The organism is Streptosporangium sp. 'caverna' (genome assembly GCF_003203775.1).
Classification (GTDB): domain Bacteria; phylum Actinomycetota; class Actinomycetes; order Streptosporangiales; family Streptosporangiaceae; genus Streptosporangium; species Streptosporangium subroseum.
This window is the reverse complement of sequence record NZ_CP029711.1, coordinates 3,743,894-3,770,478: the sequence shown is the minus strand read 5'-3', so window position 1 is coordinate 3,770,478 and position 26,585 is coordinate 3,743,894. Positions and strand designations below refer to the sequence as shown.

At 71.0% G+C, this 26,585-nt stretch carries 21 protein-coding genes; 6 read left to right on the top strand and 15 right to left on the bottom strand.

The window, feature by feature from the left end; all coding sequences use genetic code 11:
• The first annotated feature begins 770 nt into the window (after positions 1–770).
• Positions 771–2,237: an MFS transporter gene (locus DKM19_RS16600; RefSeq protein WP_110696470.1), complete on the top strand. Its 1,467-nt coding sequence runs from the start codon at positions 771–773 to the stop codon at positions 2,235–2,237.
• 132 nt (positions 2,238–2,369) lie between these two features.
• On the opposite strand, the gene DKM19_RS16595 is transcribed toward DKM19_RS16600, so the two are convergent.
• From DKM19_RS16595 to DKM19_RS16560, 8 genes are all read right to left on the bottom strand, one after another.
• Entirely contained in the window at positions 2,370–3,476 is a 1,107-nt protein-coding gene (locus tag DKM19_RS16595; protein ID WP_110696469.1) for an LLM class flavin-dependent oxidoreductase, read from the bottom strand.
• 49 nt (positions 3,477–3,525) lie between these two features.
• Complete coding sequence (locus tag DKM19_RS16590; protein WP_110696468.1) at positions 3,526–4,524, bottom strand: ABC transporter substrate-binding protein; 999 nt, start codon at positions 4,522–4,524, stop codon at positions 3,526–3,528.
• The gene (locus DKM19_RS16585) at positions 4,521–5,216 is read right to left on the bottom strand and encodes an ABC transporter ATP-binding protein (RefSeq protein ID WP_204359095.1); all 696 of its coding nucleotides are present in this window, start codon (positions 5,214–5,216) and stop codon (positions 4,521–4,523) included. The genes DKM19_RS16590 and DKM19_RS16585 overlap by 4 nt, the downstream gene beginning before the upstream one ends.
• Before the next feature lie 83 nt (positions 5,217–5,299).
• Positions 5,300–6,130, bottom strand: coding sequence for an ABC transporter permease (locus tag DKM19_RS16580; RefSeq protein WP_239514286.1), 831 nt, complete (start codon positions 6,128–6,130; stop codon positions 5,300–5,302).
• A 199-nt stretch (positions 6,131–6,329) separates the two neighbouring features.
• Entirely contained in the window at positions 6,330–7,451 is a 1,122-nt protein-coding gene (locus tag DKM19_RS16575) for an LLM class flavin-dependent oxidoreductase (protein WP_110696465.1), read from the bottom strand.
• Positions 7,448–8,551 (bottom strand): LLM class flavin-dependent oxidoreductase, encoded by a 1,104-nt coding sequence (locus DKM19_RS16570; RefSeq protein ID WP_110696464.1) that lies wholly within the window; start codon positions 8,549–8,551, stop codon positions 7,448–7,450. The genes DKM19_RS16575 and DKM19_RS16570 overlap by 4 nt, the downstream gene beginning before the upstream one ends.
• Before the next feature lie 49 nt (positions 8,552–8,600).
• A complete protein-coding gene (locus tag DKM19_RS16565) occupies positions 8,601–9,926 on the bottom strand; it encodes an NtaA/DmoA family FMN-dependent monooxygenase (RefSeq protein WP_110696463.1) in 1,326 nt (441 codons plus the stop codon).
• A 49-nt stretch (positions 9,927–9,975) separates the two neighbouring features.
• Positions 9,976–11,151, bottom strand: coding sequence for an LLM class flavin-dependent oxidoreductase (locus DKM19_RS16560; RefSeq protein WP_110696462.1), 1,176 nt, complete (start codon positions 11,149–11,151; stop codon positions 9,976–9,978).
• Between the two features lie 143 nt (positions 11,152–11,294).
• On the opposite strand from DKM19_RS16560, the gene DKM19_RS16555 reads away from it, so the two are divergent.
• Positions 11,295–12,251: a hypothetical protein gene (locus DKM19_RS16555; RefSeq protein WP_239514285.1), complete on the top strand. Its 957-nt coding sequence runs from the start codon at positions 11,295–11,297 to the stop codon at positions 12,249–12,251.
• Positions 12,252–12,381: 130 nt separating this feature from the next.
• On the opposite strand, the gene DKM19_RS52735 is transcribed toward DKM19_RS16555, so the two are convergent.
• A complete protein-coding gene (locus tag DKM19_RS52735) occupies positions 12,382–16,161 on the bottom strand; it encodes a S8 family serine peptidase (protein WP_110696460.1) in 3,780 nt (1,259 codons plus the stop codon).
• Positions 16,162–16,321: 160 nt separating this feature from the next.
• On the opposite strand from DKM19_RS52735, the gene DKM19_RS52730 reads away from it, so the two are divergent.
• On the top strand, positions 16,322–19,216 hold the full coding sequence (locus DKM19_RS52730; protein ID WP_110696459.1) for a LuxR family transcriptional regulator: 2,895 nt from the start codon (positions 16,322–16,324) through the stop codon (positions 19,214–19,216).
• Positions 19,217–19,234: 18 nt separating this feature from the next.
• On the opposite strand, the gene DKM19_RS16540 is transcribed toward DKM19_RS52730, so the two are convergent.
• Together DKM19_RS16540 and DKM19_RS16535 are read right to left on the bottom strand one after the other, a co-directional pair.
• Positions 19,235–19,681 carry an MmcQ/YjbR family DNA-binding protein gene (locus DKM19_RS16540; RefSeq protein WP_110696458.1) on the bottom strand — a complete coding sequence of 149 codons (447 nt, stop codon included), beginning with the start codon at positions 19,679–19,681 and terminating at the stop codon, positions 19,235–19,237.
• The gene (locus DKM19_RS16535) at positions 19,678–20,103 is read right to left on the bottom strand and encodes a MarR family winged helix-turn-helix transcriptional regulator (RefSeq protein WP_110696457.1); all 426 of its coding nucleotides are present in this window, start codon (positions 20,101–20,103) and stop codon (positions 19,678–19,680) included. Before DKM19_RS16535 ends, DKM19_RS16540 begins: the two co-directional genes overlap by 4 nt.
• Before the next feature lie 84 nt (positions 20,104–20,187).
• Here DKM19_RS16535 and DKM19_RS16530 point away from each other — a divergent pair, with 84 nt between their 5' ends.
• A complete protein-coding gene (locus tag DKM19_RS16530) occupies positions 20,188–20,598 on the top strand; it encodes an organic hydroperoxide resistance protein (protein ID WP_089205627.1) in 411 nt (136 codons plus the stop codon).
• Positions 20,599–20,607: 9 nt separating this feature from the next.
• Here the strand turns inward: DKM19_RS16530 and DKM19_RS16525 are convergent, their stop codons facing one another.
• Complete coding sequence (locus DKM19_RS16525) at positions 20,608–20,970, bottom strand: DUF2203 domain-containing protein (RefSeq protein WP_089205626.1); 363 nt, start codon at positions 20,968–20,970, stop codon at positions 20,608–20,610.
• 124 nt (positions 20,971–21,094) lie between these two features.
• Here DKM19_RS16525 and DKM19_RS16520 point away from each other — a divergent pair, with 124 nt between their 5' ends.
• Positions 21,095–21,322: a helix-turn-helix domain-containing protein gene (locus DKM19_RS16520; protein WP_110696456.1), complete on the top strand. Its 228-nt coding sequence runs from the start codon at positions 21,095–21,097 to the stop codon at positions 21,320–21,322.
• Between the two features lie 2 nt (positions 21,323–21,324).
• Positions 21,325–21,876, top strand: a complete 552-nt coding sequence (locus tag DKM19_RS16515; RefSeq protein WP_162641535.1) for a hypothetical protein — start codon at positions 21,325–21,327, stop codon at positions 21,874–21,876.
• Between the two features lie 35 nt (positions 21,877–21,911).
• Here DKM19_RS16515 and DKM19_RS16510 read toward each other — a convergent pair whose 3' ends face one another.
• The 3 genes from DKM19_RS16510 to DKM19_RS16500 form a co-directional block, all read right to left on the bottom strand.
• Entirely contained in the window at positions 21,912–22,754 is an 843-nt protein-coding gene (locus DKM19_RS16510; RefSeq protein ID WP_110705759.1) for an amidohydrolase, read from the bottom strand.
• 209 nt (positions 22,755–22,963) lie between these two features.
• Positions 22,964–24,751 carry an aldehyde ferredoxin oxidoreductase C-terminal domain-containing protein gene (locus DKM19_RS16505; RefSeq protein WP_110696454.1) on the bottom strand — a complete coding sequence of 596 codons (1,788 nt, stop codon included), beginning with the start codon at positions 24,749–24,751 and terminating at the stop codon, positions 22,964–22,966.
• Between the two features lie 220 nt (positions 24,752–24,971).
• Positions 24,972–26,537: a S1 family peptidase gene (locus tag DKM19_RS16500; protein ID WP_110696453.1), complete on the bottom strand. Its 1,566-nt coding sequence runs from the start codon at positions 26,535–26,537 to the stop codon at positions 24,972–24,974.
• Positions 26,538–26,585 lie beyond the last annotated feature (48 nt).

The following is a 26,585-nucleotide window of genomic DNA, read 5'->3' as shown; positions in this document are numbered from 1 at the left end:
CCCCGAGCACAGGGAGACCCGGCGGGGTGGCCCTCGTGCGACACGGGGGTGTGGGAAGACCTTCGTCCTCGTGATCATGTGTCCACGGCGAGGTCGAGGGAGGGCCCGATGTCGACCACCGCGCTTCTCGAAATTCTGCTGGGCGTCCTATTGACGATCTCCGCGATCGTCACCGTCGCCGTCCTGTGGCCGGGTAGGCCCCGGCCTCGGCCGCCGTCCACGTTCGAACCGCCTTCTCCGCCTTCTCCGCCTTCTCCGCCTTCTCCGCGTCGTCCGCCGCCGGCTGACACGAGGCCCCGGAGTGCGGCCGGTCGAAGGCTCCGCCATCGGGATGGAGCCCACCTGCACCGCCCGGGCGATCACGGCGGCGATGAGAGCCGCCGGTCCCCCGTGGCCACCCCCGGAGGGCGTGAGCTGTACTGATAAGTCCGAGGACCTGCTTCGCCCGCGCGTCATCACGGCCTGAGCGGTATCGGCCAGGCATCCGGCGGCCCGACTATGATTCGCTTGTCCAAAAGGGGTAGATATGGGCTCGTTGTTCTAGTGCGGGAGACGCCGCCGGAAGCGCGGAAGGAGGCGGTCATGGTGATCATCAGCCGATTGCCCATGTCACCGGGAAGCTTGAAATGCACGCGGTGGAGTCGCATGGGCCGGGGCGCGTACGTCACCGTCGGAGCCGAAGGCCGTCCGGCCGCTCCCGTCACCTCCGTCCCTCTGGCCGCCTCAGCACGGCAGGGTACGCGCACCGGTGCGCCGCGCCGGTACGCCGCATGAGCGCCGAGGCCCGGCCGGACGAGGTTCCGGCCGCATACGGTCAGGAGGGAGCGGACCCTCGTCGCTGGAAGGCGCTGACCGTCTGCCTGGTCGCCGGCTTCATGACGTTGCTGGACGTCAGCATCGTCAACGTGGCACTTCCCACCATCCGTACCGGTCTGGACGCCCCGCAGAGCACGCTGCAGTGGGTGGTGTCCGGATACGCCCTCGCCTTCGGGCTGGTGCTGGTGCCCGCCGGGCGGTTCGGCGACATGTACGGCCGGCGCAACGCGTTCGTCTTCGGCGTCGTCCTCTTCACCCTGGCCAGCGCGGCGGCCGGAGTCGCCCAGGACCCGACCTGGCTGGTCATCGCCCGCCTCGTCCAGGGGGTCGCGGGCGGAATCATCAATCCGCAGGTCAGCGGCCTGATCCAGCAGCTTTTCCGGGGCTCGGAGCGAGGCCGGGCGTTCGGGCTGCTGGGCGCCACCATCGGCATATCGACCGCGATCGGCCCGCTGCTCGGCGGGCTGCTCATCTATCTTGGCGGCGATCACGACGGGTGGCGCCTCGTCTTCTACGTCAACGTGCCGATCGGCATCCTGGCCGTGGTCCTGGCATATCGCTACATCCCGCTGCTGAAGCCGGGAGAACGACGGCGGGAGAGCATCGACCCCGTGGGCGTGCTGCTGCTCGCCATCGGCGTCGTGCTGATACTGCTGCCGCTCGTGGAGGGCGAGCAGTGGCAGAGCCCCGAGAGGTGGCTGCTGCCGCCCGCCGGGCTCATCGTGATCGCCGGCTTCGTGGCCTGGGAGCGCCGGTACGGGCGGCGTAGCCAGCCGGTCGTCGACCTGTCCCTGTTCCGCAGGCGCTCGTATTCCCTCGGCGCCCTGCTCGCGGCGCTCTACTTCGCCGGCTTCACCGCGATCTTCTTCATTCTCACCCTGTACCTGCAGAACGGCCTGCACTACTCGGCCCTGACCGCGGGTCTGGCGACCACGCCGTTCGCCGTGGGATCGGCCGTGACCTCCGTACTGGGCGGACGGATCGTCACCCGGTTCGGCCGCCCGCTGGTGGTCGGCGGGCTGGTGCTGGTCGCGGTCGCCCTGGCCGTCACCGAGCTCATGGTACGGCTGGTCCCCGGCCATCAGGTGGCCTGGGCGATCGCGGTGCCGCTCCTCGCGGCCGGCCTGGGCAGCGGCCTGGTGATCTCCCCGAACCAGACGCTGACCCTGTCCGAGGTTCCGGTCGTCAGGGCCGGCGCCGCCGGCGGCGTGCTGCAGACGGGGCAGCGGATCGGCTCCGCCATAGGCATCGCGGTGGTCGGCTCGGTGTTCTTCGGGGCCGCCTCGTCGAACGGGGACTATTCCCTGGCGTTCCGGCACGGGCTCCTGCTCACCATCGCCTTCGTGCTGGTCGCACTGGCCGTCGCCATCGCCGACGTGGTCGCCGACCGCGGGATCGCACGGCGGCTCGCCCGCCGCTGAGCGAGCGGTCACCGGAACCGCCCGCCGTACCCGTCCGTGCGAGAGGCCGCTTTCCGGAAGTCGCCCGGCACCGTGACGCCGGGTATCGCGGTGATCGCCCCCGCGCCCGCGCCGGGGCGATCACCGCCGCGGTCACCTCAGCGCGGGCGCGGCCACCTTGGGGAGCACACCCTCGCCGAACCAGTACGCCTCCTCCAGGTGGGGATAGCCCGACAGGACGAACTCCTCGATGCCGAGCGCGGCGTACTCCTCGATCCGCTCGGCGACCTGGGAGTGGCTGCCGACCAGCGCCGTGCCGGCGCCGCCGCGTACGAGGCCGACCCCGGCCCAGAGGTTCGGGTAGATCTCCAGGTCGCGGGCCGTACCCCCGGTGAAACCCTCGTGCAGCTCCAGCATCCGCTTCTGGCCGACCGACTCGCTGCGGCCCAGCAGTTTCCTGGCCGACACGATGTCCGCCGGGTCGATCGCGGCCAGCAGCCGCTCCGCCTCCGCCCAGGCGTCCCGCTCGGTGTCACGGGTGATCACGTGCAGCCGGATGCCGAACCGGATCTTGCGTCCTCTCTCCTCGGCCAGCTCGCGGATCCACTTGATCTTCTTGGCCACCTGGTCCGGGGGCTCCCCCCAGGTGAGGTAGACGTCCACGTGCTTGGCCGCGACCGGCCCCGCGGCCTGCGAGGAGCCGCCGAAGTAGATCTCCGGGACGGGATCGGGCACCTCCGAGACCATCGCGCCGTCGACCTGGTAGTGCTTGCCGTCGAAGTCGTACGGCGTGCCGCTCCACGCGCCGTGCACGATCGACAGGAACTCGTCCGTCCGCGCGTAACGCTCGTCCTTGGAGAGGTGATCACCGAATCTGGCCTGCTCGACCGTCTCCCCGCCGGTCACCACGTTGAGCAGGAGCCTGCCGCGCGAGAGCCGCTGGTAGGTGGCGGCCATCTGCGCGGCCAGGGTCGGCGACATGAAGCCCGGCCGGAAGGCGACGAGAAACTTCAGCCGCTCCGTCTCGCGGGTCAGTGCGGCGGTGACCAGCCAGGCGTCCTCGCACCAGGTGCCGGTCGGGGTGAGGACGGCCTCGAAGCCGAGCTGCTCGGCGGAGCGGGCGATCTGCGCCAGGTATTCGATGTCCGGCGGGCGGAACGGGGCCGCGTCGGAGCGGCCGTGCCCTCTCCTGAGGCCGTGGCCGCCCCCCGTGAGGACCCGGCTGTCGCCGGCGGTGGGCAGGAACCAGTGGAACTTCATCGAATACCTCCAATATGGGTAATCCCCGGTCCGCAGCGCGGGGAACGCGTCACGAAGGGTTCTCCAGACTGGCGTCGAAGCGGGTGTCGACCACGTCTGCGATCTTGACGGGAACGGGGATGAGCTTGGCCTCGCTGAACGCGTCGGCCACGAGCTGCTCGCGGGCGACGGTGTCTCCGGCAAGCTTGAGGTCCTTGAACTGGCTGCGCTTGACCGACACGGAGACGATCGCCTGGTCCAGGCCGGTGAGCTGGGAGAAGACCTTCGCCCACTCGTCCTGGTGGTCGTTGGCCCACTGGTGGGCCTTGCGGATGCGCGTCACCCAGTCACCCAGTGCCGCCGAGCGGGCCTGGTCGGCGAGGGCGTCCTGGCCGGCGATCTGGAACTCGAATCCGTTGACGTAGTTCGCGCCGTCGACCAGGATGCGCGCCTTGGTCTGGGCCTCGGCCTGGGCGGTGTAGGGATCCCAGATGGCCCAGGCGTCGATCTTCCCCGAGGAGAGCGCGGCCAGGGCGTCCGGCGGCTGGAGATACTGCGGCTGGATGTCGGTGAAGCTCAGCCCCTCCTTCTTGAGCACGGCCAGCAGGTGGAAGTTGGCGGAGCTGCCCTTGGCCACGGCGACGCGCTTGCCGCGCAGGTCGGCGGGGGTCTTGATCGGCGAGTCGGGCGGGACGACGATGGCCTGGCCGCCGACGCCCTTCTCCGCGACCCCGACGATGGAGATCTTCGACCCCGCGGCGGCGGCGAAGACCGGCGGGGCGTTGCCGACCGCGCCGAAGTCCAGGGAACCGGCGTTGATGGCCTCCAGGATCGGCGGCCCGGAGGTGAACTGGGCCCAGGTGACCTTGTACTTGACGTCCTTGAGCTGGCCTGCGGCGGTGAGCAGTGCCTGCAGCCCCGTGCCCTTCTGGTCTCCGACGCGGAGCGTCACCTGGGAGAGGTCGACCGAGCCGTCCGCGCGTACGGCCTGCTCCTCCGTGCCGCCGCAGGCGGCCGTGACGGTGAGGAGTAAGGCGGCGATCAGGGTGGTGACGACACGGCGGTTCACGTGGTTCCCTCCAGGGTGACGCCGAGCCTGGTGAGCAGGGTCGAGCGCAGGGCGATGAGGTCGCGATGATCGCGATGGCGAGGCCGGGGCAGGTCCACCCTGGACTCGTGGGCGATCACACCCCGGTCGAGGACGAGGATGCGGTCGGCCAGGAGCATGGCCTCGTCCACGTCGTGGGTGACGAGCAGGATGCCGGGCCCGTGCCGTCCCCACAGGTCGAGCACGAGCCGGTGGATGGTGATGCGGGTCAGCGCGTCCAGGGCGCTGAACGGCTCGTCCAGCAGGAGCAGGTCGGGCTCGCGGACCAGGGCTCTGGCCAGGGAGGCCCGCTGGGCCTCTCCCCCGGACAGGGTGAGCGGCCAGGCGCCGTGCAGCTCGCCGAGCCCGACCTCCTCCAGCGCCGCCAGCGCGGCGGCGCGCGGGTCGGGGGCCTGGAGCCCGAGCGCGACGTTGGCGAGGATCCGCTTCCACGGCACCAGCCGGGGTTCCTGGAAGGCGACGGCGACGGTGCCCTCCACTTCGACCTCGCCCTTCGCCCCGGGGTCGAGCCCCGCGAGCACCCGCAGCAGCGTGGACTTGCCCGAGCCGCTCCGGCCGAGCAGCGCGACGAACTCACCCCTGCGGATCTCCAGGTCGACGCCGTCGAGAACCCGTCGCTCGCCGAAGGTCCGGGTGAGGCCGTTCACCCTCACCGTCGGCGCCGGGGTCGCGGCCCTTCCGGAATCCGGGGGCGCGGCGGTCTCGGAACCCGAGGTGGCCGTCTCGAGGTCCGAGGTCACGATGACAGGAAGCTCTGTCGCCACGACAGGGCCCTCCTCTCCAGTAGGCGCACCAGCGAGTCGGTGAGCAGGCCGAAGATCGCGTAGACGATGAGGCCGACGACGATCACATCGGTGCGCAGGAACTCACGGGCGTCGTTGATCATGTAGCCGAGGCCCGCGTCCGCATTGATCTGTTCGGCGACGATCAGTGCCAGCCAGGCGACGCCCAGGCTCTGCCGCAGGCCGACGAGGGTCTGGGGCAGCGCGCCGGGCAGCACGATATGGGCGATCATCGCCGAGCGGCGCAGCCGCAGCACCTGGGCCAGCTCGCCGAGCTTGCCGTCCACGCCGCGGATCCCGGCGAACGTGTTGAGATAGAGCGGGAAGACCACGCCGAGGGCGACCAGTGCGACCTTCGGCGTCTCACCGATCCCGAACCAGAGGATGAACAGCGGGATCAGGCCGAACAGCGGCAGCGCCCGCAGCATCTGCAGGGGCGGATCCACCGTGTTCTCCCCCACCCGGCTGAGCCCGGCGATGAGTGCCAGGCCTATTCCGGCCAGCGCGCCGAGGGTGAAGCCGATCGCCGCGCGCTGCAGCGAGATCACGATCGCCTCGGGCAGGACGCCCGTCTGGATCAGGTCGGTGGCGGTGGTGACGATCTTGACGGGTGAGGCGAGGAGACGTTCGGGGAGCAGGCCGGTGCTGCTGGCGACCTGCCAGAGCACGACGATGACCAGCGGGCTGAGCAGGCGTTGCCAGGCGGCGGCGAACGGCCGGGCAACGCGTGGCTGCGCCCGTACGGCCCGGCGCCGCACCCCCACGTCGAGGACGGGAGCGGACACGAGAGACCTCATTCACGGCTGGAGACTAGGTCATGCCTATCGTCAGACATATAACCTACAAAGTCAATCGGTAATACATGTTATTCGGCTCGTCGCACGCCCATCGAGGCCTTACACCTGCTGGTTGACGGGCACGTTCACGCGGGAGCCGAACACCCGCGCGGGTGGGGATCGGCACGGCCCCGCGTGAGCGGCGCGATCAGCTCCTCCGCCACTCCTCCGCGAGGAGCTCGAAGGAGCGGACCCGGTCCGCGTGGTCGTGGGTGATGGTGGTGACGAGCAGCTCGTCGGCGCCGGTGACGTCGCGCAGGACGCGCAACCTCTCGGCGACCGTCCGCGGCGAGCCGACGAACTGGGTGTCCAGCCGGTCGGCCACCAGGGTGCGGTCCTCCTCGGTCCATTCGTGGGCGGCGGCCTCCTCCGGCGTCGGGAACGGCATCGCGCCCGCGCCGGTGCGGATGCTGCGCACCCACAGCCCGTACGGCGAGGCGAGCTCGCGGGCCGTGTCCTCGTCCTCGGCCACGACCACGTCGGCGGAGACGATCAGGTGGGGCGCGGCCAGGGTCTTCGAGGGCTTGAAGGCCGCCCGGTAGGCGTCGGCCGCCTCCAGCACGGTGGACGGGCTGACGTGGTAGTTCGCGGCGAACGGCAGCCCGCGCTCCCCCGCCACCTGCGCGCTCTGCCCGCCGCTGCTGCCCAGCACCCACAGCTCCAGGTTCGCGCCCTCGCCCGGTACGGCATGCGCGGCCAGCCCCTCGGCGGACCGGTAGGTCCCGGCCAGCAGCGCGATGATGTCGTCCACCTGGTCGGCGAAGTCGGGGCTCTCCGCGCCCGGCTGCTGCAGCAGCGAGCCGTACAGCGCGAAGAGCGGCGACGCGGCGAGCGCGGCGAAGGAGAACCCCTCCGGGATGAGCAGTCCGTCCACGACCCTGGCGGGCTTGGGCGGCGGCGGGGTCCTCTTCGCGAGCTCCGCGAGCTCGGTCCTGCGCTGGCCCGACCGGCCGAGGCCGAGATCGATACGGCCCGGATACAGGGCGTCGATCAGGCCGAACTGCTCGACGACGGCCAGCGCGGTCTGGTGCCCGAGCTGTACGGCACCCGCGCCGACCCTGATCGTGTCGGTCGCCGCGGCCACCAGGGCGATCAGCACGGAGGGAGCCGCGCTCGCGACGCCGGGGGCGAAGTGGTGTTCGGCCACCCAGTAGCGGTGGTAGCCGAACGCCTCCGCGCGCCTGGCCAGGTCCAGGGTGTTGCGCAGCGCGTCGCCGGCCGTGCCCCCGGAGGGGATGGGCGCCAGGTCCAGGATCGACAGGGATGTCATGGCTGCCTCCCGTGCTGAGCGTTCGCGGACCGCGGGCTCGCGGGCCGCGGATCCCCGTGTCGGGGGAAGGGCCTGCTGGGAATCTCCCTGCGCAGCACGGGGGCGATCTCGGCCTGGAAGAGCTCGAGCCCGGCCCGGTGCTGCTTGTCGGTCAGGCCGTCCGCGTCGGCCTGCAGGTGCATGACCTCGTGCCCGAACGCCGCGTGATAACGGTGGACCTTGTCGATGATCTGCTGCGGGCTGCCGACCAGGATGGAGCTGCGCTCGATCGCGTCCTCCAGCGTGTGGAAGACCGGGGTCACGCCGACCTTCCTGAACAGCTCCAGCCGGGCGTTGAAGATCGGCCGGTAGGTCTCGATCGCCTCCTGCGAGGTCCTGGCGGTGTAGAAGCCCGCGCTGCCCGCGCCGACCAGGGCGTCCGCCGGATCGTGGCCGTAGAACTCCCAGCGTTCCCGGTAGTGGCGGATCAGCTCGGCGTAGGGCTCGATCGGGTTGCTGACGTTGGCGGAGAAGAGCGGGTCACCGTACTGCGCGGCGAGGTCCACCGACTCCCTGCTGGTGGCGCTGCCGTGCCAGACGCGGATCGGCTGCTGCAGCGGGCGCGGCCAGGTCTCGGCCTCGTCCAGGGAGGGCCGGAACCTGCCGGACCAGGTCACCTTGTCCTCCCGCCACAGGCGGCGGAACAGCTCGTAGCCCTCCCGGTTGCGGTCCCACTGGTCCTCGGCGGTCACGTGGAAGAGCTGGGCCTGCGCGGTGCCGTTCCCCTTGCCGATGATCAGCTCCAGGCGGCCGTCGGACAGGTGGTCGAGGGTGGCGTAGTCCTCGTAGGCGCGGACCGGGTCGAGCAGGCTCAGCGTGGTGACCGCGGTGAACAGCTTGATCGTGGACGTCCTGGCGGCGATGTGGCTCAGCACGACCGGCGGGGAGGAGGAGATGAACGGGCGCTCGTGCCGCTCTCCGACGCCGTAGCCGTCAAAGCCGAGCTCCTCGGCGAGGACCGCGTTCTCCACGACCTCGCGCAGGCGCGCGTTGGTGGACTTCAGCTCGCCGGTGATCGGGTTCGGCCCGTGCACGATAAGGGTGATGGCAAGGAATTTCATCGAACCTCCTTGAGCGTGGAGACCTCGGGCTCTGGCCCCGGAAAGGAGGTCACAGGTCGTTCTCCAGCCCCAGATGGCCGCGTAGCGTGCTCGTCTCGTATTCGGCGCGGAAGACCCCGCGTTCCTGCAGCAGCGGCACGACCTTGTCCACGAAGCCGTCCAGACCGGCCGGCGTGAGGTGCGGCACCAGGATGAAGCCGTCGGCGGCGTCGGTCTGCACGAACTCGTTGATCTCCTCGGCGACCCGCGCGGGCGAGCCGATGAAGGACTGCCTGCCGGTGACCTCGATGATCAGGTCGCGGATGCCGAGCCGTTTCGCCTCGGCCAGGGCCCGCCACTCCGCGGCCGTCTTCAGCGGATCCCGGTGCATCCGGGCGCGGCCCTTGATGATCGAGTCCTCCGAGACGTCCGGGTCGATCGCCGGCAGCGGGCCGTCGGCGTCGTAGGACGACAGGTCGCGGTTCCACAGCTGTTCCAGCAGCAGGATCGCGGTCTGCGGGCTGACCTGCTGGCGGCGGATGTGGTCGGCGTTCTCCTGGGCCTCGGCGTCGGTGTCGCCGAGCGCGAACGTGACCCCGGGCAGGATCTTCAGGGAGTCCGGGGACCGGCCGTGCCCGGGGAGCCTGGACTTGATGTCGCGGTAGAAGGCCTGACCGGCCTCCAGCGTGCTGTGCCGGGAGAAGATGGCGTCGGCGGTGGAGGCGGCGAACTCCCGGCCCTCCTCGGAGTCGCCCGCCTGGATGGTCAGCGGGTAGCGCTGCGGGCTGCGCGGCACGGTGAAGTGGCCGCCGATGTCGAACTGGGCGCCGTGGTGGGCGAACGCCCCCGCGCCCTCCGCGGCGAACGTGCCGGCGACGGGGTCGGCGACGAGATCCTCCTCGGCCCAGGAGTCCCAGAGCTCGTGGGCGGTCCGCAGGAACTCCTCGGCGCGCTCGTAGCGCTGGGAGTAGTCCAGAAAGCCGCCCCGGCGGAAGTTCTCCCCGGTGAACGCGTCGGAGGAGGTGACGATGTTCCAGCCGGCCCGGCCACCGGACAGGTGGTCGAGGGTGGCGAGCTTGCGGGCCACCTCGTAGGGCTCGTTGAAGGTGGCGTTGATCGTCGCGGCCAGGCCGAGGTGGTCGGTCACCGCGGCCAGGGCGGCGAGCACGGTGAGCGCGTCGGGGCGGCCGACCACGTCGAGATCGTGGATCCTGCCGCGCTGCTCGCGCAGCCGCTGGCCGTCCGCCAGGAAGAAGAAGTCGAACTTGCCGCGCTCGGCGGTCCGCGCGAGATGGGCGAACGAGGCGAAGTCGATCTGGCTGCCCGAGGCTGGATCGCTCCAGACCGTGTGGTTGTTCACGCCCGGGAAGTGGGCTGCGAGGATGACCTGCTTCATCGAATCTCCTTGAGCGTGGAGACACCGGACTTCGAACCGGGAGTGGTCATCAGCGGCTCCCCGCGTAACGGCCGGCCGGACGGGGCAGTCCGAGGTGGCCGCGGAGCGTGGCCGCCTCGTACGCGGTGCGGAAGACACCGCGTCGCTGCAACTCCGGCACCAGTCCCCTGGTGATCGCGCCGAGATCGGCCGGCAGCACGGCGGGGCGCAGCCGGAACCCGTCCAGACCGGCTCGGCGCCAGTCCAGGATCAGATCGGCGAGCTCTCCGGGCGTGCCGGTGAAGATCGCGGCGTCGGAGGCGTGGTCGGCGCCGTCGAGCTCGTCGAGCCGGGCCTTGCGCTCGCGGGCGTCCTCGCCCACGTAGACGACCAGGTCAGCGAAGATCTTCAGCACGTCGTTGCCGAACCCCCGGACCTCTTCCACGATAGCGCGCGCCTGTTCGGCGTCGTGCGGCGTGATGTAGACGACGTCGGCGCTGCGCGCGGCGAACTCGTACGGCACCCGGGCGTGGGCCAGCGCGGTGACCAGCGGCTGCCCCTGGGGCGGCCGCGGGACGATGGAAGGCCCCTTGACGCTGAAGCGCGATCCCTCGAAGTCGATGTAGTGCAGCCGGTCGCGGTCGATGAAGCGGCCGGTGGGCACGTCACGGATGACCGCGTCGTCCTCCCAGCTGTCCCAGAGGCGGCGCACCACCTCGACGGCGTCCGCGGCCTCGTCGAACAGCTCGCGGATGAGGCGGACCGTCTCGGGGTCGTCGAGGCTCTCCAGCCGCAGTGAGGGAATGTCCCGGCGGCCGAAGTGGGCGGCCTCGGCGCTGCGCCCCGAGACCTGCGCGCGCCATCCGGCCCGGCCACCGCTGACGTAGTCGAGGGTGGCCAGGGCGCTCGCCACGTGGAAGGGCTCGGTGTGCGTCGTCGTGATCGTCGGAACCAGCCCGATCCTGCTGGTCAGCGGCGCGATCCGTGAGGCGACAAGGGCGGCGTCGAAGCGCCCGCGCACCTGGTCGACGCGTCCGTCGGGGCCCTCCTGACGGGTGCTCTGCAGGGCGAGGGAATCCTCGATGGTGACGAAGTCGAGCAGACCGTGCTCGGCCTCGTTCACCAGCCCGGCCCAGTAGGCGGCGGTGAACAGGTCTTTGGGAGAGGCGGCGGGGTCACGCCAGGCCGCCGGGTGCCATCCGGCGCCGTCGAGAGCAACGGCAAGATGGAGAGAAGCTGCCGACATATTTCGATAATACCACTAAACCCCATAATCTCTACATGTTTAGTTGGTTTTAGGGTGGGGATTGACGGGCGTTGACCGGCCGGATCCACTCGATCACCCGGCGCACCCCACGGGGCCCGCCCGGATCTGGTAGGCATTTGCGGGTGAAGCGCTTCCTGACGATCCTCGCGACAGCCATCCCCCTCCTGGCGGCCACCGGACCGGCGTCCGCCGCCACCTCAGGCACGCCACAGGTCCCCGCGGGGATCACCGCCGGATACGTGGTCTTCGACCGCCAGACGGGAAAGATCACCTCGAACCGCTACGCGCACCGGAAGTTCCGCTCCGCGTCGGTGGTGAAGATCCTCATCGCGATCGACTACCTGGAGGCGCACAAGAGCGTCTCCAAGAGCAACCTCGCGCTGCTCAAGACGATGCTGCGGGTCAGCGACGACAACGCGGCGACCTCCTTCTGGAACCGGGGCGGCCAGGGAAAGATCATCGAACGGACGGCGCGCAAGCTGCAGCTGACCGACACCGCTCCCCCGCCCGCCGGCTGGCCGGGTTACTGGGGCTACACCTCGATCAGCGCGCTGGACATCACCAAGACCTACCGTTACCTGCTCGACCGCGCCGACCCCCGGGTCAGCGGCCTGATCCTGGGTCACCTGCGCGAAGCCGAGCAGTGCGGCGCCGACGGCTTCGACCAGTTTTTCGGGATCCCCCGCGGGGTCCGCGGCCCGTGGGCGGTCAAGCAGGGCTGGTCGGGGTACGGCTCGACACCCCCCGGCCGGTGCAGGAAGACCGTCTTCAAGTCCACGTCGGACACCTCCGCGCCCGCGGCGTCCACCGCCCCCGCCGGGCTCCCCGCCGCGCCGGCCGCCACCGCCGCGGGACGTCCCGCCGTCCCGGCCGTCTCCCCGGCCCTGTTCACAGCCGCCGCCACCGGCCCGGTCCCCGACTACGGCCACCCGGTGCTGCACACCACCGGGCTCGTCGGCCCGAAGGAGCGCTGGATCATGGTCCTGCTCACCGCCCACCCCTCGTCGACCACCTGGCAGCGCTCCACCGCCCAGGTGACAAAACTGGCCCGGGAGGTCTATCTCAACGGAACCTCTTGAAGATCTACCGGCAAGACCCTCCGATCCCGGAAGGCCGCGGCCTCCCGCTTGACCTCCTCATCCGTCTCCTCGGGAGACGGGAACGCCCCCGGCTCCTTGGGGAGGCCGGGGGCGCGGTGTCACCGAAGGGTCAGGACTGCTTCCACGGTTCGAAGTAGGCGACCGTGACCATGTCCACTTCGGCGGCGTTCGGCGGGGTCCCGCCGGTCGCGCTGGTGCCGGTCACGAAGATGCGGACTCCGTTGCCGGAGGTGGCGTCCACGGCCAGGCCGTTGGCGGAGTCCCCGGCCGCGACGTTTCCGTCGTAGCGGCCCGTCCAGATCGGCTCGCCGGTGGCCGCGTCGTAGGCGATGGTCACGTAGTCCATGGTCACGGCCGTGCCCATATCCGTTTCGCTGCTCACGCTGCTGCCGCCGATGACAACGACCTTGCTCCCGTCCGGCGTCGTCCGGACGCCGTAGGCGTAGTCCTCGTTCTTGGCCGTGCCGTCGAAGCTCCGCACCCAGGAGCGTGCGCCGGTGGCCGCGTCGTAGGCGACGGTGGTGTAGTCGGACCCGGAGCCCTCGCCGGTGGTGTTGCCGGTGACGTACAGCTTGCCGCCGGGCGCGACGGTGATGTCGTGCGGGGTGTCGCTCTCGTGCGCGGGGCCGTCGTAGGTGTCGGACCAGAGCTGCTCACCCGTGGCGACGTCGTAGGAGACGGTGGTGTAGTCGGTCAGCGTTCCGGGGTTGCTGGTGACGCCGGTGACGACGACAGCCTTACCGTCCTCGGTGACCGCCAGGGCGGAGGGGATGTCCAGGCCGTTGTCCTCGCCGTTGAGGTCGGCGGCCCAGAGCTGCCTGCCGGTGGCGGCCTCGTAGGAGACGGTGCCCCAGTCGGTCAGGCCGGTGCCCTCGGGGCCGGCGCTCTGGCCGGTGACGACGACCTTGGACCCGTCGGGGGTCACCACGATCTCCCGGCCGTCGTCGGTGCTGGAACCCGGGCCGTCGTACTGGACGTACCAGGACTGCTTGCCGGTGACGGTGTCGTACGCGGCCGTGAAGTAGTCGTTCTTGTCGGCCTCACCGAACGAGGTCATGCCGGTGACGTAGACGGTCTTGCCGTCGGGCGCGACCGCGGCTCCCTTGGCGTAGTCGCCGGAGGAGCCCTGAGTGGTGTGCCGGGTCTCCCACAGCTGCTCACCGGAGGCGCTGTCGTACGCGATCGTGACGGCGTCGAGGCCGGGGCCGGTGCCCTGGCTGGTGCCGACGACGAAGAGCTTGGAGCCGTCAGGGCTGATCTCCAGGCCGAACGGCTCGTCGTACGCCTTCTCCGGGCCGACGTAGTTTTTGTTCCACAGCTCGGCGCCGGTGACCGCGTCGTAGGCGACGGTGACCATGGATCGGCTGTCCTGGCCGAACGTGGCCGCCTGGCTGACGCCGGTCACGTAGACCCGCTCACCCTTGGGGTCGAGCGTGACGTACTCGCCGGAGTCGGGGCCGCCCGCGACGCCGTACGAGGCCGCCCAGGTCTCCTGCGCCGGTCGCAGCACCAGCGGGATGCGTACGGTGTGCTTGTTGCCCTTCCAGGTGAGGTGGCCGCCGACGTAGGCGTTCATCGCGGCGGTGGTGCGGCTGAACGTGACCGTGAACGACTTGGTCTCGCCCGCCTTGAGCTTGAGCGTGCTCGGCGACACCTTGGCCTTGATCCCGCGCAGGCCGGTGACGGAGGCGGTGTACTTGGCGGTCGAGCGGCCGACGTTGGTCACCTTGCGGGTCACGGTCTGCGTGCCGGTCAGGCGGCCGATCGCGATCGAGGGGGTGTTCAGGTCGTTCGGGTCGAACGAGTAGCCCTCGCTCTTCAGCTCGTCGCAGGCCTCCTTGGTGACGCCCTTGGTCTCGCCGCAGAGGAACGCGATCCAGTCGTTGGTGCCGCTGTCGTAGACGAGGCCGGGGTCGGCGGCGTTGTTCGGGGCGGCGTGGCCGGCGCCCGCACCGAAGATCACCGAGGAGTCGTCGGCGGGGCCGTCCTTGACGTCGGTGCCGCTGGTCATGAGGGCCGACTTGACGGCCATCGGCGACCAGTCGGGGTGCAGGTCCTTCAGCAGCGCGGCAAGACCGGCGATGTGCGGGGCGGCCATCGACGTACCGCTGGACAGGTTGAAGTCGAGACCCCCCGAGCCGGCCGGGGAGAACGCGGCGAGGATGTCCTGGCCGGGGGCGATCACGTCCGGCTTGAGCACGTCGCCGCCGCCGGCGCTGATCGGGCCGCGCGAGGAGAAGTCCGCGACGTACGGGGCCGGGGCGTCGGTGCTGACCTTCGCCTGCTCGATGGTGGCGGTGGCGCCGTTGGTGGCCGCGTAGTCCTTGACGGCCTGCCTGTCCTTCACGTGCAGCTGCACGGTGGGAACGCTGGTCAGGTCGGTGTAGAGCGAATCGTCGTCGACGTTGGTCAGAATGACGCCCAGGCCGCCGGCCTCGGACACCGCGACGCTCTTGTTGACCCGGGGCGTCACGCCCCGGTCGCAGATCACGATCTTGCCCTTGATCTTGGCCGGGTCGAGCACCGCCGTGCCGCCGTTGTCACGGGCGGCCGGGCACTGCGCCGCCTTCGCCGGGTCGGCGCCGGGCAGGCCCGCCGTCGCGGCGTCGATGAGCGGCGCCGGGCCCGCCTTCGTGGGAGCCGCGGACGGCCCGGTGTAGGAGGTGCGGTTGCCCAGGGTCACCTTCCCCTGCGTGGTCCGATTGTGCGTGCCGGCGGCGACCGTGGTGATCCACGGGGACGGGTGCGCCACCGTGTTCGCGGCCGGGCCGCTGTTGCCGCCGGCGGCGGAGACGAAGATGCCCGCGTCGGCGGCGGCCAGGAAGGAGAGCTCGGCCGGGTCGAGGAAGTCGGTGCTCGTCCCGGAGACGGAGTAGTTGATGACGTCGACGCCGTCGGCCACCGCCTGGTCGATGGCGGCGACCAGGTCGGAGTTGTAGCCGCTGGCCGTGTCCGCGGCCTGGGTGGACCACAGCGCCTTGTACATGGCGATCCTGGCGCGCGGCGCGATGCCGCTGATCTTGCCGTACCCGGCGGCGGGGCCGGTCACCCGCACGTCGTGGTTGCCCGCGGCGGTCGAGGAGGTGTGGGTGCCGTGGCCGTTGTAGTCACGCGGCGAGGCGAACTCCCACGGCATGAACTCCTTCATGCCCTGGTCGCCGCCCCAGCCCTCGTCGAAGTGCCGGGCGCCGACGATCTTGCCGTCGCACAGGGAGGCGTCCCAGGAGTCGTCCGGGCTGCCCTGGTCGCACGTGCCGGTGTAGCCGCCGACCCGCCTGTACGCGTGGCCGTCCGGATCGGGGTTGGCGAAGCTCGGGTTGTCCGCCCAGATGCCGCTGTCGATCACGCCGATGATGAGGTCCTCGCCGGCACCGCCCTTCTTGCCGCTGGGGCCGCCGAGCTGGTCCCACAGGCCGCCGCGGGCATCGAGGCCGAGGAACGACGGCGTCGAGGAGGTCTGCACCGTGACCTTCTTGTCCTCGGTGACCGCCACGACGTCGGGTAGCGTCCGCATCTTCACCGCCTGCTCGGCGGTCATCTTGGCGGCGAACCCGCCGAAGGAATAGACGTAGTCGTAGATTTTCCTGCCGCCGGCCTTCTTCAGCGCGGCGTCGTGCTGGCCCTTGAGGTGGCCGGCGTATTCCGTCACCGCGGCGGACCTGGGCTGGATCTTCTTGCCCCGCTCGGGCTTGGTCCTGGCCAGCCCGGCCACGTCGCCCTCGTACGTCGCGACGGGGTCGGGGATCATCTGCACGATGTAGGTCTTCTGCGGCTCGTCGCCGGTCGCCGCGGAGGCCGATCCAGGCCAGGCGAGGCCGCTCACCGCCAGCGCGGTCAACGCTGCGGCCGTGGCCAGCCTTCTGGGAATTTGGGGGGATATGGGATGCATCGTTGGCCCTTCATGCCTCTCCGCACGTCGCACGGACGATCACTGAGGCTAGGGAGGGGCGCGGGATGGGGCATCCGTACCGTATACGGATTTTTGGGCGGTACTTAATGAATTCTTGGTACCCTGTTTGCACTAATTAGTGCAGGTAGGGGGTGGCCGCATGCTGTCGGGCGCCCTGTCTGACCTCCTCGTCGGCCGGCACGCCGAGCTGGCCCTCCTGCGCGCGGTCATCGGCGTACGGCCCTCGCTCGCCCTGGTCGAGGGCGAGGCGGGAATCGGCAAGAGCCGCCTGGTCGCCGAACTGTTCGCGGCGCCCGACCTGACCGCAACCCGCCGCCTCGTGGGCCAGTGCGAACAACTCCAGGAACCGCTGCCGTTGTCGCCGCTGCTCGACGCGTTCCGCCAGGCGGAGGCCGAGCTGGCCCGGTCGCGACCGTCCAACCCTGTCGTCGGGGCGCTGGCGCCGCTGCTGCCCGAGATCGCCGAGCACCTGCCGCCGCCGCTTCCGCCCCTGCCCGACCAGCGGGCCGAGCGGCACCGGGTGTTCCGCGCCGCCGTCGCGCTGCTCGACCACCTCAGCCCGCTGGTGCTCGTCCTGGAGGATGTGCACTGGGCCGACGGCGGCACGCACGACTTCCTCGCCTTCCTGGCCGCTCACATGCCGCGCGACCTGACGGTGATCCTCACCGTACGCACCGAGTCGGGCTTGCTGCCGATCCGCGAAGCCTTCGCCCGGGCCCCGTCGGGACCGGCCCGCACGATCGGCCTGGCCCCGCTCACCATGCCCGAGGTCGAGGAGCTCGCGCGGAGCATACTCAAAACCGATCTTCCCCCGGCGTTCGCCGGACCCCTCTACGAGAAGACCGGCGGCATCCCGTTCGTCGTGGAGGAGGTGCTGCGCACGCTGCTGGAGCGGCTGCCCGCCGGCGAGATCCCCGGCCGCCCCGACATCCTGGCCGACCTCGCCGTGCCGACCGTGCTGCGCGACGTCGTCCTGCAGCGGCTGTCCGCCCTCGACGACCCGGCGCGGGAGATCCTCGGGGCCGCCGCCGTCGTCGGCATGACGCCGGACGAGCGGGTGCTCGCGGAGGTCGCGGGCAGCGGGCCCCCGGCCATCGCCAGGGCGCTGGCGCAGGCCCAGGCGGTGGGGCTGCTGCACGAGGAGGGCGGCCGGTGCCGGTTCCGCCACGCGCTGGCGCGGCAGATCGTGTACGAATCCGTGCCCGTGTCCAGCCGCCGCTGGCTGCATCTCAGGACCGCGCAGACCCTTGAAACCGGCGCTGAATCCGGCGGCGGGCCGAGGCCCGTGGTCCGGCTCGCCCACCACTACCGGCACGCGGGGCGCACGGCCGAGTTCGTGGTCAATGCGGAGGCCGCCGCCGACACCGCCTTCTCCCACGGCGACGACGCCATCGCGGCACGGTTCCTGCTCCAGGCGCTGGAGATCGGCGAGTTGTCCCACGAGGTGCGCGTGCGGCTGGCCGTCAAACTCGGCCGGGCGGCGGTGGACGGGCTGGCGCACACGGAGGCCGTGCCCGTACTCGAACGCCTGCTGGCCACCGAGCCCCTCCCCGCCCACTTGCGCGGCGAGCTGCGTTTCGTGCTCGGCCGCCTGCTGCGGCAGCAGGGCGAGACGCGGGCCGGCCACCTCCAGATCGAGGGCGCCCTGGAGGACCTCGCCGACCGGCCCGCGCTCCTGGGACGGGCGCTGGCGGTGCTCTCCGCGCCGGAGACCGTCGTGGACAGGCACGTCAGCGAGCACGCTGCACGCTGCGACCAGGCCGAGGAGGCGGCCCGCCGCAGCGGCGACCGTGACGTCCGCGTCGCGGTGCGCATCGCCAGGGCCTCACTCCTGCTGGAACAGGGCGACCCGGCCAGCACGCGGCTGATCGCCGAGCTGCTGCGCGACGACGAGCTCAGGGCCGCGCCGCGGGAGCACGCCCGCGCCTGCCTCAACTGGGCGCAGGGCGCCCTGCACGTCGGCCGGCTGGAGCTGGCCGAGGCCCTGCTCGCCGAGGGACGCCAGGTGGCCGACCAGGCCGAGTACCTCCGGCTGGCGGAGATCACCGAGCTGGTGACGGCCGCTGTCGACCTGGCCGCCGGGCGGTGGACGGGCCTGGAGGAGCGCAGCCTCCGGTTGGCGGGCTCGGGGGCCAAGCTGGGGGCCGCGTCCCTGGACCGGCGGCTGCTGCACGCCACGCTGCTCACCGCGACCGGCCCGGCCGAGGAAGCGACCGCCCGCCTGGGCGACGTGATCGCGGTGGCCGAGCGGGTCGGGGCCGTCTGGCCGCTCATCCCCGCCCGGATGACGTTGTCCCGACTGCTGCTGACCTTGGACGATGCCGCCGGGGCGGTCGAGCACGCCACCGCCGCGCTGGCCCACGTGCGGGCCAAGGGGAACTGGGTGTGGGGGGCGGAGAGCGTGCTGTGCCTGGTGAACGCCCTGGACGCGCTCGGCGAAGCGGACCAGGCGGCCGGGCTGGTGGACGAGCTGAGCGCGGGGATCTCGGGCGCCGACGCGCCGATCGCGCAGGCGGCGCTGCTGGGCGCGCGGGCGGTCCTGGCGCGGTCCCTGGATCCGCTGGAGGCCGACCGGCTGCTGGACACTGCGCGTACCACCCTGCGTGAGGCCGGGCTGCGCTACGAGGAGGCGCTGGCCGCCGAGCGCCTGGGCCGGTGGCGCTGCGAGCACGGGGCGGCCGACGGCGGGCCGCTGCTGGAAGGCGCGCTGCGGCTGTACGGCGAGATGGGCGCGGACCGGGACATCGCGCGAATCTGCCAGATCATGCGGCAGAACGGGGTGCCCATCCCCTACCCGTGGCGCGGCGGGCGGCCGTCCCACGGCCAGACGTTGTCGTCCCGGGAGCGCGAGGTGGTGCTGCTGGCCGCGCGGGGGAAGACGAACCAGGAGATCGCCACCGAGATGTTCCTGTCCAGGCGCACAGTGGAGAGCCACATCTCCAACGCGCTGCGCAAGCTCGGGGTGCTGTCACGCAAGGAACTGCGGGGGCTGGCGGCGCTCCTGGCCGAGCCGGCCGGCCCGACGGAGGCTTAGCCCCGGCTCGGTCCTCTCTCAGTACGGGTGGGGCGGTTCCGTGGCGGCGGGAGCGCCGTTCGCGCATGGCGACGGGGTGCCTCGTCCACGGTCACCTGTGAGCGACGAAGACGGCGGCGAGGTGGAGAGCCGACCCGGGAGCGAACGCAGGCGCTTGGGCACGACCATCCTCCAGGCGTCCTCGACGAGCTCGCGCATCTCGGTCTCGTCGATCGCGCCCAGCCACACCCGCACCCAGTTGTACCGCTCGTCGGAGGGCCGGGGCATGTGAAACCTCTCGGGCTCGGCCGCGATCAGGGCGGCCCGCTCCTCCTTGGGAAAGGCGAAGCCCATCGAGGTCTCGTCCGGCGAGATCCCGATGTAGACGATCCTTCCCACCCGGAACGTCACCCGGTCCCTGACGATCTTCTCCTCCGTCCGGGGCAGCGCCATGGCCACGCGGCGCACGTCGTCGGCCGTGATCATCGGGGTGCGCTGTCGAGGGAGGCGGTGAGGCGGCGCAGGGTGAGCTGCAGCTCCCTGCCCTCGGCGGCATCGAGGCCGGTGGCCTCGAAGATCTTGCGAGGGACCTCGAGGGCCCGCCGCCTCAGCTCCGAGCCCTCCGGCGTGAGCCGTACCAGCACGGAACGCTCGTCGGCGGCGCTGCGCTCCCTGCTTACCAGCCCCGCCGCCTGCAGCCTCTTGAGCAGTGGCGACAGCGTCCCGGAGTCGAGTCGCAGAGCCTCACCGAGCTCCTTGACCGTCACCGGCTCACGCTCCCAGAGCACCATCATCGCCAGATACTGCGGATAGGTCAGGCCGAGCTCGCGCAGCGCTCCCCGGTAGACACCGTCCATCGCCCGCGACGCGGCGTGCAGATCGAAGCAGAGCTGATTCTCCAGCAACATTTTCACGGGGGAAGCATACCAAAGTTGACTGTGGACAATTAGATCGTGCACAATGAAATTGTTGAAAATCTAGAAGGAGAACCCATGAGCGCGCTCTACACCGCCATCGCCACCGCCTCCGGCCGCGACGGACGGGCGGTGTCCTCCGACAACCGTCTCGACGTGACACTCGCCTCACCGAAGGAGATGGGCGGATCGGGCGAGGGCACCAACCCCGAGCAGCTGTTCGCGGCGGGCTACGCCGCCTGTTTCGCCAGCGCGCTGCAGCTGGTCGCCAAGCAGATGAAGCTCGACGCCTCCGAGGCCTCGGTGACCGCCGAGGTGGGTCTCGTGCGGGGGGACGGGACCTTCGGGCTGACCGTGGCGCTGCGCGTCGAGCTTCCCGACGAGCTGCACGGCGAGCAGGGCACCGCCCTGGTCGAGGCCGCCCACCAGGTCTGCCCCTACTCCAACGCCACCCGGGGCAACATCCCCGTCAACCTCGTGATCGAGTAACGTCCACGCTCAGCGAAGGGGTCTGCGGCCGGCGAATCCGAGCTCGTCGCGGTGATACCAGGCCAGGTCGCGGTCCCCTTCGAGCCAGCACAGCCGGACCGAGACCCCGTCGAGCATCGAGGGGAAGTCCACCAGCAGGGGCGCGATGCCCTTGACCTCGATGCCCTCCGCCTCGAACCAGCCGAGGATCTCGTCCAGGCGCGCCTCGAACGCCTTCGCCTCCGGCAGCCCGCCGGACTCCGACACGCCGTCCTCACGGAGGTCATGGGCGAGCTCGGCCAGCTTTCCGCGCATGCTCACGAACTCGTCGGTCCGCTCCAGCAGGGCGGGCATGAGCGCCCTCGCCTCTCTGAGCGTGAAGATCCTGTCCACTCCCCGAACGTTATCGTCTCGCCGGTGAACGCGCATGGAGGCCGCCGGCCGCCCGGCCCTCGATCGCCGAACATTTTTGTCAGCATATGCTGACAAAAATGAAGTGTCAGCATATGCTGACGCCATGGGATCGGTAACCGAACTCGCCGAGGCCGTCGACGGCAGGGACCCCGTGGCCGCGCTGGCCGCCGTGGCCGCACTGAGGCGGCTCCTAGAGGAGCTCGAGGCGGCGCACGTCACCGGCGCCCGGCTCCAGGGGGCGTCGTGGGAGACCATCGCCGCGGCACTCGGCGTGAAACGGCAGACGGCACACAGGAAGCACGCGCACCGGATCATCGACGGCGGGAGATGACGATGTTCGCCAGATTCACCCCGGAGGCCCGACGGACCACGATCCGTGCCGGTCTTCTGGCCCTCGACGAGGGCCGCACCACGCTCGACGAGGACCTGTTCCTGCTCGCCCTGGCCGAGTCCTGGCCGGTGGCGGGCTTCACGGTCACCCCCGAGGCGGTCCGCACGGAGATCGGGGAACGCCGGGCGGCGGAGGGCCGGGCGGGTGATCGCGAACTGCTGGCCACCCTCGGCATCGACCTGGACGAGATCCGCCGCCGGATCCCGGTCCGGCGGGACGACCCTCTGGCGTGGCGGCTGCGCCGCTCCCGCGTCCGCCCGCTGAACGTGGTGCTCGTCGGCCCGGTCGGCGACCTTCCCCTCACGGGCAGGGCGAGAAAGGTCGTCGAGGTCGCCATGAACCGGCGCGGCTCCGGGAGCCGGGTGACGGACGAGGACCTGCTGAGGGGCCTGCTGGCCGACGGCTCGAACGCCTCCGTGTCGATCCTGCGCCACCTTGGCGTCGACCTTCTCCCCCTGGCCAGGAGCCTGAACTTCCTGCGCAGGTCAGCCTGAGGGACGAGCGGCCGCGGCGAGCGGGTCAAGGACGATCAGCTCTCGATCCCGTAGAAGCGGGCGGCGGTGCCTCCGAGGACGGCGTTCCTGGCGGCCTCGTCGAGACCCGACAGGAGCACGCCCGTCTCCTTCCACACCTTCGCGTAGTCGCCCGCGAGCAGGGCCACCGGCCAGTCGCCGCCGAACATCAGCCTCTCGGGGCCGAACACCTCGACGGCGTGCTCGACGTAGGGCCGGAGGTCCTCGGCGGTCCAGCTCTCGGCGTCGGCGGCGGTGTTGAGACCGGAGACCTTGGCGTAGACGTTGGGGTGCTCGGCGGCACGGGCGATCAGCGACGCCCACGGCTCCCAGCCCTTCTCCGCGATCGGCGGCTTGGCCAGGTGGTCGATGACCAGCCGCAGGCCAGGCACCCGTTCGGCGAGGAACGCCACGTGCTCCAGGTGCCTGGGCAGCACCGCGACCACGTCGAAGGGCAGCCCCGCCGCGGCGAGGAGTCCGAGGCCCTCGACGACCGAGTCCCGGATCACCCAGTCGGGGTCGGGGTCGTCGTGGATGAGGTGCCGGACCCCGGCGAACTTCGGGTGCCTGCCGTACCGCTCCAGCGCCTCGGCCGCCTCGCCCGGCCGGTCCAGCGGCACCCAGCCCACCACGGCGGCGATGAAGTCGTACGCGTCGGCCTGCGCCAGCATGGCGTCGGTGTCGGCGTAGGAGTCCGCCGCCTGGACCAGCACGGTCCGGTCCACCCCTGCCGCGGCGAGCTGCGGGATGAGCTCCTCCGGGGCGAAGGTACGGAAGATCGGCTCCAGATCCGCCGTCAACCAGGGGTAGGAACCCGTCTCCAGGTTCCAGAAATGCTGGTGGGAATCGATGACGGACATCCACCCCTCCTCATTGTCGACCATTGGTTCAATCATTTGATCTTGCACAAGCTAGGACGCCTCCCCGAGGGTGTCAACGCCGAGGTCACGCCCGGCCGGGACCCGCGGCCGGACGGGTTCCAGGTGATCTCGCCGGGGTCGGGGAGGCGGCAGGTGAATCCGCCCGCGTCGACCCCGGCCGTGATCTCGTTGGGCGGAAGACGAAAAGGTCAGACGGCGGAGTCGCCCCAGCCCAGCTCCTCGTAGAAGGCGTCACGCGCCCGCGCGAAGGAGTCGCGCGCCAGCACCGCGCCCGCGTACGGCCCCGCGGTGACCGCCTCGTCGTGGAAGCGAGCGGGCAGCTCGTCCGGCCCGCCTCCCTCCCTGGACGCGTAGGTGCGCATCAGGTCGAGCCGCCGCTGACCGGCGTCGAGCAGATCCTCCACGGTGAACTTCTCCCCGGAGACGGCGGTGACCAGCGACGTCAGGTGGTCGATCGTCAGCGGCCTGGTGGGGGAGCTGGCGAAGACGCAGAGGTTGAGCGCGTCCAGGGCACTCCACAGCCGCAGCAGGCGAGCGCTGCGGCGCCCCCGCCCGGCGTCCAGCGTGACCGCCTCGGCGGGTTCGACGCCGATCCGCGCCGCCTCGGGGAAGGAGTACGGCAGGCCGAGCTCGGGATCGAAGTCGAGGTCGTGCTCCAGCGCGTCGTAGCGCGGGCCGTTCGGAGCCGCGGCGTAGCCGAGCCCGATCCCCGGCTGCGCCCTCGGGTCGAAACACGGCACCTCGGCGCCCTTGACGGTCATCGCGTACGGCTCCGCCTCGGGTCCGATCCGGCGGGCGGCGCGGGCCGATCCCTCGGCGAGCAGGTCACCGAGGGCTCCGCCCCGCGCCGCGACGTCCCGGATCAGGCCGTCGAGCGCCCCGGTGTCGCCGAAGGCGGGTCCCGCGGGCAGCAGCCCACGGGAGGCGCACTCCATCGCGAAGGCGAGCGTCCCGCCGAGGGAGACCGGATCGAGGCCGAGGTCGTGGCAGAGCGCGTTGGCGCCGAGCACCGTGTCGAGATCGTCGATCCCCAGGTTCCAGCCGAGCGACAGGACCGCCTCCTGGCCCAGCCCGCCGGACCTTCGCTCGGGCGCTCCCTGCGGGGCGTACACCTTGAGGCAGTCGTTGGGGCAGCCGGGGCACCCGCCCTCGGTCGCCACCGCCCGCCCGTCGTAGGCGTGCGGGGCGATGGGGCGCAGGCCGTTCTCTCCCGAGACGGAGAAGTTTCGCACGGCCAGGTAGCCGGGCTGCGGGGTCTCCCCCACCCACCCGGCGAACCCGGGCTCGCTGCGCTGGAGCGCGGCGAGCCGGTTACCGGGGATCGCCTCCCGGTAGAAGGCGGCCAGGCCGGCCAGCGCGTCCGGATCGGCGACGGAGGCCGGGGCGTCTCCCACGCACACGATCGCCTTGAGGTTCTTGGAACCGAAGACCGCGCCCACGCCGTATCTCGCGGCGGCGAAGGCGTAGTCGGTCACCACGCTCGCGTAGCGGACCAGGCTCTCCCCCGCCGGCCCGATCGCCGCGACGTGCGCGTCCTGGCCGTGGCGCGCGCGCAGGGCGTCGGTCGTGGCGGCGGTGCCCAGCCCCCGCAGCTCTCCCGCGGCGTGAATCGAGACGTGGCCGCCGGTGACCAGGAGATAGGAGAGCGTCTCCGCCCTGCCGGTGATCGCCAGAGCCTCGGCGCCCGCACCGCGAAGGCCCGCCGCGAACGGGCCGAGCGCGTGCGTCTCCCCGGCCACCCCGGTCAGCGGCGACTTGGCCAGGAACACCGACTTGGCCAGCCCCGGTCCCCGTACGCCCCCCAGCACGCCGGCCGCGACATAGACGAGCGCCCGCGGATCGTACGGATCCAGACCGGCGGGCGTGCGTTCGGCGAGCAGCCGCAACCCGAGAATGGATCCACCGAAGTGACCCGCCTCAGCGGAGCGATCCTCCCGTTCGACGGTTCCACGGGTCAGATCGACGACAAAGGGCATGGTGCGGTCTCCTCGGCAGGCATCCGTCCGGTCACCGTCAAGTTTGGCGCAGTTCGACCGCTATGGCGGCGAGGGCGACGGTGGGGTGGATGGAGGAGATCGTGGCCTGGATCGGCGGGAAGCGCAGATCCAGGCCGGATAGGCGTGCACCGTGGTCGGCCGGGGAGCCGGGAGGGTCCGTGCCGTTGGCCGGAACGCTCTGCGAACGAGGGCGTTCCTCCTACGGCGTCTTGTATCTCAGGGTGTAGGGACCTGAGCCGCTCGCGGAGGCCACGCGGTAACGGTAGTAACCAGCCGGGCCGGTGTAGTCGATCCTCTCGTCGGGGTTCGGGCTGTCGGAGGTGGCGACCGTGTTCCAGTTTCGGCCGTTCCACCTCTCGAGGAAGAGGTCGAAGTCGACCCCTTCGTTGGCGTCCAGGCAGCCGGAGTGCAGACCGGGGACGGTCGTCCGATAGTTCCGGTTGTTTGGCTGGTAGACGATCTGCCCATTGTTCAGGGTGCCGGTGACGTTCTTCGGCAGGCCGGTGCAGGCGCCCGTACTCGGGGGGGTCGTGCCCGGCGGGGTGACGCCCGGTGGGGTGGTGCCCGGTGGGGTGGTGCTCGGCGGGGTGGCGCCGGTGGCGGTCACCAGGCTCAGACCGTAGACCGCGAGAATCTCGCCGACCGGCTGGAAGTAGGTGACACCGCCCTGGGTGCAGTTGCCGGAGCCGCCGGAGGTGACGCCCTGGGCCTGGTCCACCGAGATGAAGGACCCGCCGGAGTCGCCGGGCTCGGCGCAGACGTTGGTGCGGACCAGTTCGTAGACGGTGCCCTGGGGATAGGCGATGCTGGTGTCGCGCTGCTGGATGGTGCCGCAGTGCCAGCCGGTGGTGGAGCCCGACCGGCAGACCGAGGCGCCCTCGATGGCGGCCCTGGAGCCGACGACGCTCGCGGTGCCGCCGCTGCCGTTGCTCACCGCCGGCTTGGGCGTCCAGTTGGCGTTCACGGCGACCCAGGAGTAGTCGCTGCCCGGGAAGGTCGACCCCTCGAAGACGCCCTGGGGGCTCCAGTTGGTGCTGCTTGTGGTGTCGCCCTTCTTCCCGCAGTGACCGGCGCTGACAAAACCGTTCTGGGATCCGTGGGTCACCGAGAAGCCGACCGAGCAGCGCTCCGAGGTACCGATGTAGTAGGGGATGCCGCCGATGATGTCGTCGAGGAGCCGGGGGGTCTCTTCGGACGCCTCCACCCTCACCGCGACCGGATCCACGCCGGAACTCTCCAGGACGTTCGTGGCCTGCTCGACCTCCTTCTCCTTGGAGAGAACGACGACCTTGTTGGTCCTCACGTCGACGTAGCGCACGGTCCCCGCCTCCCGGCGGGTGGGAACCGTGCCGTCGATATGTTTCTTGATCCCGGCGAGGTCGGCCAGCGATCGGGTGACGATCTCGGCCCGGGCGCCCGCGGCCGTGATCTGGGGAATGTCGGAGGCGGAGGTGGTGGCGACCACGAGGTTCTGCGCGATGGTTCCCGCGAACCAGGAACCGCCGAAGCGGTCACCGAGCTTCCCGCGGAGCTCGGCCTCGACCGGTGCCAGGCGGGCCTCGTTGATCAGGCGGGCCTGGGCCTGCTCCTTGCTGAGGCTCAGGTCGCGCTGGAGCGCCTCAAGCATGCCCGGCGGTGGTTTCCAGGCGGACAGGGCCGCCGACGTTTCCGCCGGCCGGGACCGGGCGGCGACCTGGACGGGCGTCAGTGCCAGCGCGGTGATTGCTAGGACGCATCCCGTGGTTATGGCATGTCTGCGGGACATGGGGTCTCTCCTCGACCTCGGCTTTCACAGCATGAGGGGGGAGATCGC

Coding starts and splice junctions, on each gene's coding strand:
- DKM19_RS16535 (WP_110696457.1), bottom strand. CDS start 20,103: ATGTTGCTGGAGAATCAGCTCTGCTTCGATCTGCACGCCGCGTCGCGG.
- DKM19_RS16500 (WP_110696453.1), bottom strand. CDS start 26,537: ATGTCCCGCAGACATGCCATAACCACGGGATGCGTCCTAGCAATCACC.
- DKM19_RS52730 (WP_110696459.1), top strand. CDS start 16,322: ATGCTGTCGGGCGCCCTGTCTGACCTCCTCGTCGGCCGGCACGCCGAG.
- DKM19_RS16505 (WP_110696454.1), bottom strand. CDS start 24,751: ATGCCCTTTGTCGTCGATCTGACCCGTGGAACCGTCGAACGGGAGGAT.
- DKM19_RS16575 (WP_110696465.1), bottom strand. CDS start 7,451: ATGACATCCCTGTCGATCCTGGACCTGGCGCCCATCCCCTCCGGGGGC.
- DKM19_RS16565 (WP_110696463.1), bottom strand. CDS start 9,926: ATGAAGCAGGTCATCCTCGCAGCCCACTTCCCGGGCGTGAACAACCAC.
- DKM19_RS16520 (WP_110696456.1), top strand. CDS start 21,095: ATGGGATCGGTAACCGAACTCGCCGAGGCCGTCGACGGCAGGGACCCC.
- DKM19_RS16600 (WP_110696470.1), top strand. CDS start 771: ATGAGCGCCGAGGCCCGGCCGGACGAGGTTCCGGCCGCATACGGTCAG.
- DKM19_RS16540 (WP_110696458.1), bottom strand. CDS start 19,681: ATGATCACGGCCGACGACGTGCGCCGCGTGGCCATGGCGCTGCCCCGG.
- DKM19_RS16510 (WP_110705759.1), bottom strand. CDS start 22,754: ATGTCCGTCATCGATTCCCACCAGCATTTCTGGAACCTGGAGACGGGT.
- DKM19_RS16595 (WP_110696469.1), bottom strand. CDS start 3,476: ATGAAGTTCCACTGGTTCCTGCCCACCGCCGGCGACAGCCGGGTCCTC.
- DKM19_RS16570 (WP_110696464.1), bottom strand. CDS start 8,551: ATGAAATTCCTTGCCATCACCCTTATCGTGCACGGGCCGAACCCGATC.
- DKM19_RS16515 (WP_162641535.1), top strand. CDS start 21,325: ATGTTCGCCAGATTCACCCCGGAGGCCCGACGGACCACGATCCGTGCC.
- DKM19_RS52735 (WP_110696460.1), bottom strand. CDS start 16,161: ATGCATCCCATATCCCCCCAAATTCCCAGAAGGCTGGCCACGGCCGCA.
- DKM19_RS16560 (WP_110696462.1), bottom strand. CDS start 11,151: ATGTCGGCAGCTTCTCTCCATCTTGCCGTTGCTCTCGACGGCGCCGGA.
- DKM19_RS16530 (WP_089205627.1), top strand. CDS start 20,188: ATGAGCGCGCTCTACACCGCCATCGCCACCGCCTCCGGCCGCGACGGA.